General features: G+C 75.7%; 15 protein-coding genes. 13 read left to right on the top strand and 2 right to left on the bottom strand.

Annotated elements, in window-relative coordinates; genetic code table 11:
- The first annotated feature begins 75 nt into the window (after window positions 1-75).
- The 7 genes from aroC to nusB are packed head-to-tail and all read left to right on the top strand — an operon-like array spanning window position 76 to window position 5357.
- Window positions 76-1254: a chorismate synthase gene (aroC, locus tag ACU616_RS25120; protein WP_446761111.1), complete on the top strand. Its 1179-nt coding sequence runs from the start codon at window positions 76-78 to the stop codon at window positions 1252-1254.
- A complete protein-coding gene (locus ACU616_RS25115) occupies window positions 1251-1784 on the top strand; it encodes a shikimate kinase (RefSeq protein WP_446761110.1) in 534 nt (177 codons plus the stop codon). Before aroC ends, ACU616_RS25115 begins: the two co-directional genes overlap by 4 nt.
- Window positions 1781-2839, top strand: coding sequence for a 3-dehydroquinate synthase (gene aroB, locus ACU616_RS25110; protein ID WP_446761109.1), 1059 nt, complete (start codon window positions 1781-1783; stop codon window positions 2837-2839). The genes ACU616_RS25115 and aroB overlap by 4 nt, the downstream gene beginning before the upstream one ends.
- Window positions 2836-3270, top strand: coding sequence for a type II 3-dehydroquinate dehydratase (aroQ, locus tag ACU616_RS25105; protein ID WP_446761108.1), 435 nt, complete (start codon window positions 2836-2838; stop codon window positions 3268-3270). Before aroB ends, aroQ begins: the two co-directional genes overlap by 4 nt.
- Window positions 3267-4367: a M24 family metallopeptidase gene (locus tag ACU616_RS25100; protein ID WP_446761107.1), complete on the top strand. Its 1101-nt coding sequence runs from the start codon at window positions 3267-3269 to the stop codon at window positions 4365-4367. Before aroQ ends, ACU616_RS25100 begins: the two co-directional genes overlap by 4 nt.
- Window positions 4368-4928, top strand: coding sequence for an elongation factor P (gene efp, locus ACU616_RS25095; protein ID WP_446761106.1), 561 nt, complete (start codon window positions 4368-4370; stop codon window positions 4926-4928).
- 21 nt (window positions 4929-4949) lie between these two features.
- Window positions 4950-5357 (top strand): transcription antitermination factor NusB, encoded by a 408-nt coding sequence (gene nusB / locus ACU616_RS25090; protein WP_446761105.1) that lies wholly within the window; start codon window positions 4950-4952, stop codon window positions 5355-5357.
- A 33-nt stretch (window positions 5358-5390) separates the two neighbouring features.
- Here nusB and ACU616_RS25085 read toward each other — a convergent pair whose 3' ends face one another.
- Both ACU616_RS25085 and ACU616_RS25080 read right to left on the bottom strand, forming a co-directional pair.
- Entirely contained in the window at window positions 5391-5783 is a 393-nt protein-coding gene (locus ACU616_RS25085; protein WP_446761104.1) for a hypothetical protein, read from the bottom strand.
- 167 nt (window positions 5784-5950) lie between these two features.
- Window positions 5951-6799, bottom strand: a complete 849-nt coding sequence (locus ACU616_RS25080) for a glutaminyl-peptide cyclotransferase (RefSeq protein ID WP_446761103.1) — start codon at window positions 6797-6799, stop codon at window positions 5951-5953.
- Window positions 6800-7235: 436 nt separating this feature from the next.
- Here ACU616_RS25080 and ACU616_RS25075 point away from each other — a divergent pair, with 436 nt between their 5' ends.
- From ACU616_RS25075 to ACU616_RS25050, 6 genes are all read left to right on the top strand, one after another.
- Window positions 7236-7421 (top strand): hypothetical protein, encoded by a 186-nt coding sequence (locus ACU616_RS25075; RefSeq protein ID WP_446761102.1) that lies wholly within the window; start codon window positions 7236-7238, stop codon window positions 7419-7421.
- A gap of 378 nt (window positions 7422-7799) precedes the next feature.
- On the top strand, window positions 7800-7988 hold the full coding sequence (locus tag ACU616_RS25070; protein WP_446761101.1) for a hypothetical protein: 189 nt from the start codon (window positions 7800-7802) through the stop codon (window positions 7986-7988).
- A 415-nt stretch (window positions 7989-8403) separates the two neighbouring features.
- The gene (locus ACU616_RS25065; RefSeq protein ID WP_446761100.1) at window positions 8404-8604 is read left to right on the top strand and encodes a hypothetical protein; all 201 of its coding nucleotides are present in this window, start codon (window positions 8404-8406) and stop codon (window positions 8602-8604) included.
- Window positions 8605-8718: 114 nt separating this feature from the next.
- The gene (locus ACU616_RS25060; protein ID WP_446761099.1) at window positions 8719-11427 is read left to right on the top strand and encodes a hypothetical protein; all 2709 of its coding nucleotides are present in this window, start codon (window positions 8719-8721) and stop codon (window positions 11425-11427) included.
- A 244-nt stretch (window positions 11428-11671) separates the two neighbouring features.
- On the top strand, window positions 11672-12325 hold the full coding sequence (locus ACU616_RS25055; protein ID WP_446761098.1) for an ATP-binding protein: 654 nt from the start codon (window positions 11672-11674) through the stop codon (window positions 12323-12325).
- Window positions 12326-12360: 35 nt separating this feature from the next.
- The gene (locus ACU616_RS25050; RefSeq protein ID WP_446761531.1) at window positions 12361-14187 is read left to right on the top strand and encodes a LuxR C-terminal-related transcriptional regulator; all 1827 of its coding nucleotides are present in this window, start codon (window positions 12361-12363) and stop codon (window positions 14185-14187) included.
- The last annotated feature ends 7 nt before the right edge of the window (window positions 14188-14194 follow it).

The raw sequence follows: 14194 nt of genomic DNA, 5'->3' as shown, positions 1-14194 counted from the left end.
GATGATCAGGGGACCTGATCGTGGCGGCCCCCGCCGTCGGAGGTGGCCGGGTGCGCGGCTGGCAGAATGCCGGGCATGTTGCGCTGGCTGACCGCCGGTGAGTCGCACGGCCAGCAGCTCACCGCCATCCTCGAGGGCCTCCCCGCCGGCGTGCAGGTGCAGACCGCCGACCTCGACGTCGACCTCGCCCGCCGCCGGCTGGGCCACGGCCGCGGCGCCCGCATGTCCTTCGAGCAGGACGCCGTCACCCTCACCGGCGGCGTCCGCCACGGGGTCACCCAGGGCGGCCCGATCGCGGTGCAGGTCGGCAACACCGAGTGGCCCAAGTGGCAGACGGTCATGGCCGCCGACCCGGTCGACCCGCAAGCGCTCGCCGGGCAGGCCCGCAACGCGCCGCTGACCCGCCCCCGCCCCGGCCACGCCGACCTGGCCGGCATGCAGAAGTACGGCTTCGACGACGCCCGCCCGGTGCTGGAGCGCGCCAGCGCCCGCGAGACCGCCGCCCGCGTCGCCCTCGGCGCGATCGCCAAGGCGTTCCTCCGCCAGGCGCTCGGCGTCGAGGTGGTCAGCCACGTCGTCGGCATCGGCCCGGTCACCGTCCCCGACGGCGTGCTGCCCGGCCCGCAGGACAACCCGCGCATCGATGAGGACCCGGTCCGCTGCGCCGACCCGACCACCAGCGAGGTCATGGTCGCCGAGGTCGACGACGCCCGGAAGAACGGCGACACCCTCGGCGGCGTCGTCGAGGTCGTCGTGCACGGCCTGCCCCCGGGCCTGGGCAGCCACGTGCACTGGGACCGCCGGCTGGACTCCCGCCTGGCCGCCGCGCTCATGGGTGTGCAGTCGGTCAAGGCCGTCGAGGTCGGCGACGGGCTGGAGACCGCCCGCCGCCGGGGCTCGGTCGCCCACGACGAGATCGTCAGCGAGGACGGCCGGCTGCGCCGGGTCACCGACCGCGCCGGCGGCATCGAGGGCGGCATGACCAACGGCGAGGTGCTGCGCGTGCGGGCGGCGATGAAGCCGATCTCCACCGTGCCGCGGGCGCTGGCCACCGTCGACGTCGCCACCGGTGACGCCGCGGTCGCCATCAACCAGCGCAGCGACGCATGCGCCGTGCCGCGCGGGTCGGTGGTGATGGAGGCGATGGTGGCGCTCACCCTCGCCGACGCCGCGCTGGAGAAGTTCGGCGGCGATTCGGTGGCCGAGACCCGCCGCAACGCGCGGGCCTACCTCGACGCCCTGCCGTACCGGTGACCGCGCCGCTGCTGGTCCTCGTCGGCCCGCCGGCCTCGGGCAAGACCACGGTCGGGACGGCGGTCGCCGCCGCGCTGACCCGCCCGTTCCGCGACACCGACACCGACGTGGAGGCCGAGGCCGGCACCACCGTCGCCGACCTGTTCGTCTCCTACGGCGAACCGCACTTCCGCGCGATGGAGGAGCGGGCCGTGGCCCGGGCGCTCGCCGAGCACCCCGGCGTGCTGGCCCTGGGCGGCGGGGCGGTGCTCAGCGCGGCCAGCCGCGCGTTGCTGGTCGGCTACGGCCGCGCCGGCGGGACCGTCGTCCACCTCGACGTCGACCTGGCCTCGGCGGTCCGGCGGGCGGGCCTGGCCCGTGACCGCCCGGTCCTGGGGGTCAACCCGCGGGCGATGCTGCGCACCCTGCTCGAGCAGCGCGCGCCGCTCTACGCCGAGGTGGCCACGGTGGTGGTGACCACCGGCGGCCGCGACCCGCAGGACGTCGTCGCCGAGGTGCTGGCCGCGCTGCCCGCCGGAGCCGACCGGTGAGGCAGGTGACCGTCGCGGGGGAGGACCCGTACGACGTCGTCATCGGCCCCGGGGCCCAGGCACGGCTGGGGCTGCTGCTGGCCGGCACGCCCCGGGCCGCCGTCGTGCACGCCAGGCCGCTGGCCGCGCTCGCCGGGGCCGCGGTCGAGACGCTGCAGACCGCCGGGGTGGCCGCCGAGGCCGTCGTCGTCCCCGACGGGGAGGCGGCCAAGACCGCCGCGGTGGCCGCCGGGGTCTGGGACGAGCTCGGCCGGCTGGGGCTGACCCGCTCCGACGCCGTGATCGGCGTGGGCGGGGGAGCGGTCACCGACCTCGCCGGCTTCGTCGCCGCCACCTGGCTGCGGGGCGTGCGCGTCGTCCAGGTGCCCACCAGCGTGCTGGGCATGGTCGACGCCGCCGTCGGCGGGAAGACCGGCATCAACACCGCCGCCGGCAAGAACCTGGTCGGCGCCTTCCACCCGCCGGCCGGCGTGCTCGCCGACACCGACGCCCTCGCCGGCCTGTCCGAGGCGGAGTTCCGGTCGGGGATGGCCGAGGTGGTCAAGTGCGGTCTCATCGCCGACGCGACGATCCTCGACCTGCTCACCGCCGACCCGACCGGCCGCCGCGACACCGAGGAGCTCATCGAGCGCGCGGTGCGGGTGAAGGCCGACGCCGTCGGGCAGGACCTCCACGACACCGGCGTGCGCGAGTTCCTCAACTACGGGCACACGCTCGGGCACGCCATCGAGCGGGTCGAGGACTTCGGCTGGCGGCACGGCGAGGCGGTCGCCGTCGGGCTGGTGTTCGCCGCCGAGCTCGCCGGGCAGGCCGGGCTGCTGACCCGCGCCGAGGTCGACCGGCACCGCGACCTCGTCGCCGCGATGGGGCTGCCCACCCGGTACGCCGGTGACTGGGCGGCGCTGCAGGCGGTCATGCGGGTGGACAAGAAGGCCCGCGGCGCGACGCTGCGGTTCGTCGTCCTCGACGGCCTCGGCAACCCCCGCATCCTCGCCGACCCCGACCAGGCCTGGCTCGACGCGGCGTGGGCCGCAGTCTCGGAGGACCCCTCGTGACCGTCCAGGTGCTCAACGGCGCCAACCTCGGCCGGCTCGGCTCCCGGGAGCCGGAGAAGTACGGGACGACGACGTACGCGCAGCTCGTCGCGCGCGTCGAGGAGGTCGCTGGCGAGCTGGGCTTGGACGTGCAGGTCCGGCAGACCGACGAGGAGGGCGAGCTGGTCCGCTGGGTGCACGCCGCGGCCGACGCCGGCGACCCCGTCGTGGTCAACCCCGCCGGCTGGTCGCACACCTCGGTCGTGCTGCGCGACGCGCTGGCGATGCTGACCGCCCCGCTGGTCGAGGTGCACATCAGCAACATCCACCGGCGCGAGGAGTTCCGGCACCACTCCTACGTGTCCGGCGTCGCCGACGGCGTCATCGCCGGGCTCGGCGTGCAGGGCTACGAGCTGGCGCTGCGCTGGCTCGCCGCGCGGGGGGTCTCGTGAGGACAGCGGAGCGCCGCGAGCGGCTGCGGGCGACGGCGACCGAGCGGGGCCTGGACGCCGTCCTGGTCACCAACCTGCTCAACGTCCGCTACCTGACCGGGTTCACCGGCTCCAACGGCGCGCTGCTGCTGCGCGCCGACGGATCCGACCTCTTCGGCACCGACGGCCGCTACACCACCCAGGCCGGCACCCAGGTGCCCGACGTCGAGCTGCTCGTCGACCGCGCCACGGTGCCCGCCCTCGCGCAGGAGGCGGTGCGCGGCGGCGCCGGGCGCATCGGCTTCGAGAGCCACGAGGTCACCGTCGACGGCCTCGCGCAGCTGCAGCGGGTGCTCGCCGACGCCGCGGCCGGCGGCACCGTGCCGGAGCTGGTCAGCGTGCGGCGGGCCGTGGAGGCGCTGCGCGCGGTCAAGGACGACGGCGAGGTCGAGGCGCTGCGCCGCGCGTGCGCCGTCGCCGACCGGGCGCTGGCCGAGCTGGCCGCCGAGGGCGCCCTGCGGCCGGGGCGCACCGAGCTGCAGGTCGGCCGCGAGCTCGACGCCCGGATGCTCGCCCTGGGGGCGGAGGCGCCGTCGTTCGAGACGATCGTGGCGGCCGGCGCGAACTCGGCGATCCCGCACCACCGGCCCGACGCGACCGAGCTGCGCGCCGGCGACCTGCTCAAGCTCGACTTCGGCGCCACCGTCGACGGCTACCACTCCGACATGACCCGCACCGTCGTCCTCGGGCACGCCGCCGACTGGCAGCGCGAGGTCTACGAGCTGGTGGCCGCCGCGCAGGCGGCCGGGCGGGCGGCGCTGGCCGTCGGCACCGACGTCGTCGCCGTCGACGCGGCCTCCCGCGACGTCATTACCGCCGCCGGGCACGGCGAGCACTTCTCCCACGGCCTCGGGCACGGCGTGGGCCTGGAGATCCACGAGGCGCCGGGCATCGGCCCGTCGGGCGCGGGTACCCTGGCCGCCGGCATGGCCGTCACCGTGGAGCCGGGGGTGTACCTCCCCGGCCACGGCGGTGTCCGGATCGAGGACACGCTCGTCGTCACGGCGGACGCGCCCGAGTTGTTGACCCTCACGAGCAAGGAACTGCTGGTCCTCTAGATGGCTACCACCAACGACCTCAAGAACGGCATGGTCCTCAACCTCGACGGCCAGCTGTGGTCCGTCACCGAGTTCCAGCACGTCAAGCCCGGCAAGGGCGGCGCGTTCGTCCGGACGACGCTGAAGAACGTGCTCTCGGGCAAGGTCGTGGACCGGACCTTCAACGCCGGCACCAAGGTCGAGACCGCCACGGTCGACAAGCGGAACATGACGTACCTGTACAAGGACGGCACCGACTTCGTCTTCATGGACGGCGAGACCTTCGACCAGATCCACGTCCCCGGACAGACCGTGGGCTCCGGCGCGGACTACCTGCTGGAGAACACCGAGGCCGTCGTCGCCGTCCACGAGGGGACGCCGCTCTACGTCGAGCTGCCGGTGACCCTGGAGCTCGTCGTGGAGCACACCGACCCGGGCCTGCAGGGCGACCGCTCCACCGGCGGCACGAAGCCGGCCACCCTGGAGACCGGCGCGCAGATCCAGGTGCCGCTGTTCGTCAACACCGGCGACAAGCTCAAGGTCGACACCCGCGACGGCCGCTACCTCGGCCGCGCCAACTGACGCACCTCCGGTCCTCCTGACGTGGCCGCCCGCACCAAGGCGCGCAAGCGCGCCGTCGACGTCCTCTACGAGGCCGACCTGCGGGGTGCCGACGCGGTCGAGCTGCTCCGCGAGCGCGTCGCCGACCCGTCCCCGCCCGTCCCCGACCACGCCGTCCGGCTGGTCGAGGGGGTGGCCGCGCACGCCGACCGCATCGACGAGCTGATCAGCCGGCACGCCTCGGGCTGGTCGCTGCAGCGGCTCCCCGACGTCGACCGCGCGATCCTGCGCATGGCGGTCTTCGAGCTGCTGTGGGCCGACGACGTCCCCGACGCCGTCGTCATCGACGAGGCCGTGGAGCTGGCCAAGGCGCTGTCGACCGACGAGTCGCCGGCCTACGTCAACGGCGTGCTCGGTGCCATCCTCGACGCCGAGGTCCCCACCGGCTGAGCCGGCCGGGGCCGCACCCGACGCCGCGCGGCCTCAACCGCGGGTGACCGTGAACACCACCCGGTCGCCGGCGACCTCCGTGCAGGACAGCGCGAGCGCACCCGCGGTGGTGCTCTGCCCCGCCGTGCAGGTGACGTCCTGGTCCCCGACCCGCAGGACAGCCCGGTCGCCGTCGATCGAGACGAAGTCGATCGTCGTCCCGAGGACGTGGGCCCGGGCGCCGCTGCCGCCCAGCGTCACCGTGCAGGAGTCCCCGGAACAGGACACGAGGCTCACCGACCCCGAGCCGCCCCCCACGGCCGCGCTGACGCCGAGGGAGTCCAGGAACCCGGACAGCGGACCGGCAGGACCGGCGGGGCCGCTGCCGGAGAACGAGGCGCACACGAGCAGCAGCGCCGAGAGCAGGACGGGGGGCCGACTGTCCACGGGGGCCTCCGGGCGGTCGCGGGGTGGTCGTCGGGATCCGTCATCCCAGCACGTCCCGACGCCGGAGGGTGCGGTCCGCGCAGCGGTCCCGTGGTCCCTGCCCGCACCTCCGTGGTGCGGCGCGGGGGCGTCCGTGGTGCCGCGCCCGGCCGTGCGGGGTGACCGGGCTACTCCTCCACGAGCCGGACGCGGAACGAGGAGGGCCACAGCTTGCCGGTGAGCAGGTACTCGCCGTCGCCCAGCGCGGCGATGCCGTTGAGGACCGCGTTGGCGTCCGTGCGTCGCTCGGGGGCGAGCAGTCCAGCCGCGTCGACGAGCGCGGTCACCCGCCCGCTCGACGGGTCGATGCGGACGATCACGTCGAACTGCCACACGTTCGCCCAGACCTGGCCGTCGACGCACTCCAGCTCGTTGAGCTGGGTCACCGGCTCGTCGTCGAACGTGACGGCGACCGAGCCCGTCTCGGCGAAGCTGTCCGGGTCGTGGAAGTGCAGCCGGTCGGTTCCGTCGCTGCGCACCAGGCGCGTGCCGTCGGAGCACAGGCCCCAGCCCTCGCCCTCCAGCGGCACCTGCCGGCGGAGGGTGAGGGTGGCGCGGTCCCACTCGAGCACCACGCCGTCCTGCCAGGTCAGCTGCCAGATGCGGTCGCCGACCACCGTGATGCCCTCGCCGAACAGCTCGCCGGGGAGCGGGGCGGACCGCCGGACCTCGCCCGTGGCCGGGTCGACCTCGCGCAGCTGGGACCTCCCCTCGAGCCCGGTGCCCTCGTAGAGGGTGTCCTCGTGCAGCTCGAGGCCCTGGGTGAAGGCCGACGGGTCGTGCGGCACCTCGGCGAGCACCTCCGGCCGCAGCACCGGCACCGGCTGGTCGGGGTCGGTGACGGCGGCGTCCGGGGCCCGCGCCGACCGCCCGTAGACCGAGAGGTCCGCGCTCTCCCGTGACGCACAGGCGGGCAGCAGCGCGACGGGCAGGGCGACGACGGCACCGAGGGCCCGGCGGCGGATGCCACGGTTCATCGAGCGGTCACGATCCGTTCGGGTCGGTCGATCGGGTCGGTGGGCCCCGGGTCTCCGGGTCGCCGGGGGTGTGCCGACGGCGTGGGCCGGCGCACCCGGCCGGCGACCCGGGACGGATCGGGGGCCGCAGAGACTACGACCCGGACGGCGGATCCGGGAGGGAGGATCCCGCTGGATTCGTGCCTCCTCCCCGCCCTAGGTACCGCGCGATCCCGGCACCGTGGTGGACGGCGGCCGGGACCGGGATGCGGGCCGGCCGAGATCGGTGGTGGCCACCGATGCCACCTTCCGGAGCGCGGCCCGAGACTTCCGCCTGCCGATCCCGGACCGCGGCCGGGCCCGGCAGTCCACGGGGCGATCGGGGAGGTTCGGCGGCGACACCGCAGTCCTGATCCCGGCAGGCCTCATCCCCAGAACCGACACCTGAGGAGATCCCATGTTCGAGGACCAGACCGTCGAGCTGCTGCCCGAGCGCACCACGATGCAGTTCTTCGCGGCACAGAACTTCAACACCGCCGTCGCCGCCGCCGTGAACGCCGGCAACATCAACGTGGGCGGCGACCAGGCCAACATCGCGGCTGCCCTCTCGCTCGCCGGCAGCAACGTCTTCGTCGGTGGCTGAGGTCTGAGCCTCCCGCCGAGGGTGTGATGCGAGGCCCGGCCTGTGCCGGGCCAGGGAGGGGCGGCCGGTCTCCGGCCGCCCCTCTTCTCGTGCCGGGGACTCGCCCGGCGCTCGGTGGACCCGTCCGTGCCGGACGGCCTCCCTCCGTGGAGCGGTCGTGGACAGCCGTGGCGCGCACGCCGGAGGGTGGGGGACGGACCGGGCCGGATACGTGTCCTCCCCGGATGCCGGCGCCCGTGCCGCCCTCCGAGACTCCCTCCGCCGACTTCGGACCGCGGCCGGGGCCGGCAGTCCACGAGGCGCGGGGGACGTCCGGTCGTCACGGCCTGACACGACTCCCGGAGAATGCCACTCCGTACCGATCCCGAGGGAGATCCCATGTCCGAGCTCTTCGCCGACGAGCAGGTCGAGCTGCTGCCGGAGCGCACGACGATGCAGGTGTTCGCGCAAAACGGCAACACCGCGACCGCGGTGGCCGCCAACGTGCTCAACGTCAACATCGGCGGCAACCAGCTCAACGCCGCTGTGGCCGCGGCTGCGGCGGGCAGCAACTTCTACTTCGGCTGAGACCCGGGCGTCCTGCCGATGGAGTAGCGAGGCCCGGCTGCGTGCCGGGTCGGGAGGGGCGGCCGGTTCCCGGCCGCCCCTCTTCGCGTTCCCACCCCCAGCGGCCACCCGCTCGTCACCGGCTACGTGGTCCCAGGGACGGGCGCGTGGTCGGCGGCTCCGTGCCGGGCCCGCCCCGTACGTGCACGACGTCGTGCAGCTGGTGGTCGCGGCGGCGGGAGTCGGTGCCCGGAGGGGAACAGATACGTGCAGGACGCTGATGCCGCCGGTCCTGCGGCGGCTGCAGACTTCCGCGCGCCGACCCCGGACCGCGGCCGGGACCGGCACTCCACGGGGCGAGCAGGAGGGTCCGGCGGCACCACTGCGGTCCTGCTCCTGGCGGACTCCACCCAGTACCGATCCTGAAGGAGACACCATGTCCGAGACCCTCGAGCTCTTCGCCGACGAGCAGGTCGAGCTGCTGCCGGAGCGCACCACCATGCAGGCCGGCTTCTTCCAGAACGGCAACCTCTCCATCGCCGTCGCGGTGAACGCCGGCAACATCAACTTCGGCGGCAACCAGCTCAACGCCGCCGTCGCCGCGGCACTCGCCGGCAGCAACGTCGCCCTCGGCTGAGGGCAGCACGGACGCGGCGGCTGCTGAGGCACCCGTCGTGACCAGGGAGGGGCGGTCGATCCCGGCCGCCCCTCCCCGTGTCCGGATCGGCCGACGAGGGACGGAGACGCGAACGTGACGCAGAGCGAGGTCCTCGACCGTCCGTCGCCGGGTGCGCCGCCACGGCTGGCCCCGGGCACGGAGCTGCTCGGCGAGTACCAGGACACCGCCTACGAGGACCCCCGGTTCATCATCCGCCGGGTCGACGGGCAGGTCATGCAGGTACCCCGTCTGCTCTACCGGCTGGCCGGGTCCCTCGACGGCCGGCACGCCGAGCAGGTCGCGGCCGACCTCAGCGCCGAGCTCGACCGGGAGCTGACCGCCGACCAGGTGACCTTCCTGGTCGAGCAGCGGCTCCGGCCCGCCGGGATCGTCGCTCCCGACCCCGCCGACGTCGGCGAGGCCGGGGTCCCGGCTCCGCAGGCGCCGGTCCGCGCGGACCCGCTGCTCGCCCTGCGCCACCGCGCCGGTGTGATCCCGGCCTCGGTCACCTGGCGCATCGCGGGGTTCTTCCGGCCGCTGTTCACCCGGCCGGTGTGGCTGGCACTCGTCACCGCGTTCCTCGCCGTCGACGTGTGGATCGTCGCCCAGGGCGACGTCCTCGGCCGGATGGAGTCCGCCGTCGTCGACGTGGCCCGGCAGCCGGGGCTCATCCTCGCCCTCCTCGGCCTCACGGTGGTCTTCACCGCCTTCCACGAGTGCGGCCACGTGACCGCCTGCCGCTACGGCGGCGCCCACCCCGGCGAGGTCGGCGTCGGTCTCTACCTCGTCTGGCCGGCGTTCTACAGCAGGGTCACCGACAGCTACCGCCTCGACCGGGTCGGGCGGCTGCGGACCGACCTGGGCGGCGTCTACTTCAACACCATCGCCATGCTGGCGCTGGGCCTGTGCTACCTGGGCACGGGCGAGCCGTGGCTGATCATCGCGCTGGTCACCATGCACACGCAGACGGCCTGGCAGTTCCTGCCCAACCTGCGGATGGACGGCTACTACATCCTCGCCGACCTCGTGGGGGTCCCCGAGCTGTTCGGTTTCGTGGGCCCGGCGGTGCGGAGCCTGCTCCCGCGGCGTCCCCCGCACCCGCTGCTGCGCCGGCTCCGGCCGGGGGCACGCCGGGTGATCCTGCTCTGGGTCGCGCTGATCGTCCCGACCCTGTTCGCCTGGCTGGTCGCCGTCCTCGTCGCCGTGCCACAGTTGCTCCCTGCTGCCTGGCAGGCGTCGCTCGAGTACGTCCGGCACCTCGACGCCGACGCCCGGAGCGGGGACGTCCTGGCCACCACGCTGGGCGTCCTGCAGCTCTTCCTGCTGGCCCTGCCGTGGATCGGCCTCGTGCTCGTCGTGTGGTCGCTGGCCTCCCTGGTCGTCCGGCGGCCCGTCGCCCTGGTCGCCGGCACCTCCGCCGTCCGCTGGGCCGGACGGGTCGGCGCGGCCCACCGGGCGGCCGCCCGCCGGGTCCTCGCGGCCGTCGGGCTGTCGGGCCTCGGCGTCCTCCTGCTCCTGCGGGTGGCCTCCGTGGCCTGGTCGCACCCGGCCACCGCGGCGGAGCTCCGGCTGGTGGACGGCGCGTGGGCGGCTCTGCACGGCGTGGACGGCGCCACCGCGGGCTCCAGCGAGCGGCTGCTGGGCCTGCAGGTGGCCGGCTACGCCTGGCTGACCGGTGCCTTCGGGCGGCACGACACCCTGCTGGCCGGGGCCCGCGAGGTGGCGGTCGTGGCCTCCGTCGTCCTGGTGGTGGTCCTCCTCGTGGTCGCCCGGTCGCGGGGGGTGCGTCCGCTCGCGGTGGCCCTGCTCCTGCTGGGCGTGCTGGTCACGGGGCCGGCGGTCACCGTGCTCGCCACGGTCGGGAGCGGGCTCGTCGGGACGGCCTGGGCCGCCGTGGGCGTCCTCACCCTCATCCGCTCGCGTCGTCCGGTCATGGGGGCGCTCGGGATCGCCGCCGTCGCGGTGGGCGTGGCGACCGAGCCCCTGGTCGCCGTCCCGCTGGCCGTGGGCGTCGGGCTCCTCCTCGCCGGGGCGGCCGAACCGGGCCGGTCGCCGGCGCGGCACACGATCGGCCCCCGACACGCCGCCCACGGCCCGGCCCAGGGGGACACCCGGTCGTGGCTGGGGGTCCTGCTCGTCCTGCCGATCGCCGCGCTGGTGGCCACCGTGCCGGGCGGTCCGGCAGACCTCCCCCTCGACGGCCCCGAGCGCGCCGTGCTCCTGCTGCTCGCGGCTGTGGCCGTCGGCGTCGGCCTCTCCTCCCGCGACCTCCGTCCCGTAGCGGCGGCGGCCGGGGCGGCCGCCGTGCTGGCGGCGGTGCCCTGGCGGGGTGCCGGCCCGGCGCTGCCGGTGGTCGTGGTCGCCGTGGTCCTGCTCGGCGTGCTGGTCGCCGCCGCGTGGACCGGGAGCCCCTCGGCGGGGCGGCCGCACCCGCTGCTCCGGGGCGCCGTCGTCCTGTCCGCGCTCGTCGTGGTGGGCACCGGAGCGCTCTTCCTGCCGGTGTCCGGGCAGACGCCGCCGCACCGGCAGCTCGCCGCCTGGATCGAGGGGCCGGCGTCCGCCGGCGGCACCGTGGCGGTGCCGGCCGGGCTGTGGGGCGACCTCCTCCGCGACGGGGTCCCAGCCGATCGGCTGGCCCGGGCCGGGTCAGGGTCGACGGTGGTGGCGGACTGGACGGTGACGGTCGGCGGCTCGACCGCCGTCGCGCCTCCGGTGGCCGCCTTCGGCGGGGGCCCCGCCGGCCTGGCGGTCAGCGCCGGGACGGCAGCCGGAGGATCCGGGTCCGGTCCGTCGGTGGACTGAACGCCAGGATTCGATCACCAAGAGTGACGACCTGACCGTGAGACGTCCGTGAACCGGTCCATTGCGACTCGGTATGGCCGAGTGTCGATTGTGTAACGGAGTCGTGACTAAGGTCGTCCGCGCGAGATCCGTACCAGTAGCTCGGGGGAGCGGCTGTGGCTGATGAGCTCAGGCCGGGAGCGGTGGAACGACGGACGGGACGCGGGTGGCCGTGGTCCGTCCCCGATCGCGCGCGTCCCGTGTGATGGACACGGCGACGCGCTGGCCCCTCGTGGGCCGGGAGGCCGAACTCCGCGCGGTGAAAGCCGCGCTCACCGCCAGGCCGCAGCGCAGCCTGGTCATAACCGGTGCCGCGGGAGTGGGACGGTCCCGGCTGGCGCGGGAGGCGCTGGTCGCCGCCGCGCAGCAGGGCCACCCGACGGCGTGGGCCGTGGCCACCGGTGCCGCGGCGCTCGTGCCGCTGGGCGCGCTGGCCCACCTGCTGCCCGCGGTGGACGACGGGGCCACCGGTCTGGCCCTGCTGCAGCGGGCGACGGCGGCCATCGCCGGGGACGGGACCGGTCCGACCCCGGTCCTCGGGGTCGACGACGCCCACCTGCTCGACCAGATGTCGGTGACCCTGCTGCACCAGCTCGCCGCGAGCAGTGCCGTCACCCTGGTCCTGACGGTCCGCACGGACGCGGAGCAGCCGGACCCGTCCGCCCCGCTGTGGAAGGACGGGTTGGCCGACCGGGTCCAGCTCGAGCCTTGCGCCGCACCCAACTCGTCCGCCTGGTCGACCTGGTGCTCGACGGGGACGTCGACGCCCGGACCGGTCAGCGGCTCTGGCTGCTCAGCCGCGGGAACCCGCTGTTCCTCCGGGAGCTCCTGGAGGACGGCCTGCGCAGCGGTCGGCTGAGGGACCACGAGGGGTCCTGGCGCTGGCCGGACGTCATGGTGCCCTCCCAGCGGTTGTGCGAGATCGTGCTGGCCCAGCTCGGCCGGCTGGACGCCGCGGAGTGGCGGGTGCTGGAGGTCCTCGCCACCGCCGAACCGCTGCCGGCCGGCGACGTGGAGGCACTGAGCAGCCCCGAGGCCCTCGCCCGGCTCGAGCGCCTCGGCGTCGTCGTCGACCACGCCGGGGGGACGCCGGGTCTCGTCCGCGCCGCGCACCCGCTGTACACGGAGGTCGTCCGGAGCCGCGCACCGGAGGCGGTGCTCCGGCTCGTCCGGCGCGAGCTCCTCGCCGGCCCGGGGGACGACCGGTCCCCGGCACTGGCCGCGGCCCGGCGCCTGGCGCTGCTCGACGGGAGCGACCCGGCCCCGGACGCCGGACGGCTCACCGAGGCCGCACGGAGCGCGGCCGCGGCGCTCGACCTGGCGTGCGTCCTCGGCCGGGTCGACGACGCGCAGGCCGTCCTCGACCGGGAGGTCCCGGCGGCCCGTCCGGGCCCGGGCCGCTCGCTGCTCGCGGCGACCGCGGCGGTCCTCGCCTTCCACGGCGGCGACCCGACGGGAGCGGTGCACCAGGCGACGGCCGTGCGCTCCACCGCCCCGGCGGGCGGACCGGCCTGGCAGCTCGCGACCGCCGCGGCCGCCCTGGGCCACGCCGTCACCGGGGCTCCGCGGTCGGCGCTGGCGATGGTCGCCGAGGGACGGGCCGGACTCGCGTGGCCGGACGGGCGGGTCCTGCCCGCCTTCGTGCACCTGGCATTGGCGCAGGCCGAGGTCATGGCGCTGCGGCTCAGCGGCCGGGCGCGTGAGCTCGAGGCCCGCGCGGCCGAGCTGCACCGGTGCACCCTGGCCGGCCCTGAGTGGTACGGGGACGCCGTCGCCGCCCTGCACTGCGGCTGGGCCGCCCTCGTCGCCGGACGGGTGCGGGTGGCGGTCCGCAGGCTCGTGGACGCGCAGGCGGGCCTGCGCCGGGCCGACCCGCTGGGCCTCCTGCCGCTCTGCCGCTCCCACCTCGCGATGGCGCGGGCGCTCCTCGGCGACGTCGACGGCGCCCAGCAGCTCGTCGCCGAACTCGACGACCCCGAGCGCGCCGTGCTCCCCGCCTACGTCCCCTTCGTCCTCTTCGCGCGCGCCGTGGTGGCCGGGGTCCAGGGACACCCCGCCGAGGCCGCCCGACTCAGCCGCGAGGCCGCCCGCGAGGCCGCCGAGCAGGGGCAGGTGACGACCGAGGCCGTCGTGCTGCACACCACCTTCCGCTTCGGGCGCCCCCTGCACGCGGCCGACCGGCTCGCGGTCCTCGCCCGGCGTTGTGAGTCGGCCTACGTGCGCGACCTCGCCGACCACGTGGTGGCGATCACGGCCGAGGACGGCGACGAGCTCGACGGGATCAGCCGCCGCTTCGAGGAGGCCGGCCTGGTGCTCAACGCCGCCGACGCCGCCGCAGAGGCGGCGGCCGCCCACGAGCACCAGGGCGCGCGGCGGTCGGCGGCCACCGCCCTGGCGCGAGGCGTCACGCTGGCACGCGCCTGCGGGCTGGCGGACAGCCAGTCCCTGCAGGCGCTGCTGCCCCCGTCCCTGACCGCGCGGGAGGAGGAGGTGGCCCGGCTGGCCAGCCGGGGCCTGAGCAACGTGCAGATCGCGGACCGGCTGGTCGTCTCGGTGCGCACCGTGGAGGCGCACCTCTCCCACATCTACGGCAAGCTCGGCATCACCGGCCGGGCCGAGCTCTCCGACGCGCTGGTGGTCCCAGGACCACGCAACGCCCCCACCCACAGCGGTCTGGCGGAGTGGGTGCTGCCCGGCCGGAGACTGTCCGCGCGGCGCTGAGCGCCGG

Source organism: Geodermatophilus sp. URMC 62 (genome assembly GCF_052931475.1).
Note: the sequence above shows the minus strand (reverse complement) of the source record. Positions and strands in the feature narration are given on the sequence as shown.

Bases quoted from the DNA above. Each gene is read 5' to 3' on its own strand.
- ACU616_RS25070 (WP_446761101.1), top strand. From the start codon at position 7,800: ATGTCCGAGCTCTTCGCCGACGAGCAGGTCGAGCTGCTGCCGGAGCGC.
- efp (WP_446761106.1), top strand. From the start codon at position 4,368: ATGGCTACCACCAACGACCTCAAGAACGGCATGGTCCTCAACCTCGAC.
- ACU616_RS25075 (WP_446761102.1), top strand. From the start codon at position 7,236: ATGTTCGAGGACCAGACCGTCGAGCTGCTGCCCGAGCGCACCACGATG.
- ACU616_RS25050 (WP_446761531.1), top strand. From the start codon at position 12,361: ATGGTGCCCTCCCAGCGGTTGTGCGAGATCGTGCTGGCCCAGCTCGGC.
- ACU616_RS25080 (WP_446761103.1), bottom strand. From the start codon at position 6,799: ATGAACCGTGGCATCCGCCGCCGGGCCCTCGGTGCCGTCGTCGCCCTG.
- ACU616_RS25065 (WP_446761100.1), top strand. From the start codon at position 8,404: ATGTCCGAGACCCTCGAGCTCTTCGCCGACGAGCAGGTCGAGCTGCTG.
- aroC (WP_446761111.1), top strand. From the start codon at position 76: ATGTTGCGCTGGCTGACCGCCGGTGAGTCGCACGGCCAGCAGCTCACC.
- ACU616_RS25055 (WP_446761098.1), top strand. From the start codon at position 11,672: ATGGACACGGCGACGCGCTGGCCCCTCGTGGGCCGGGAGGCCGAACTC.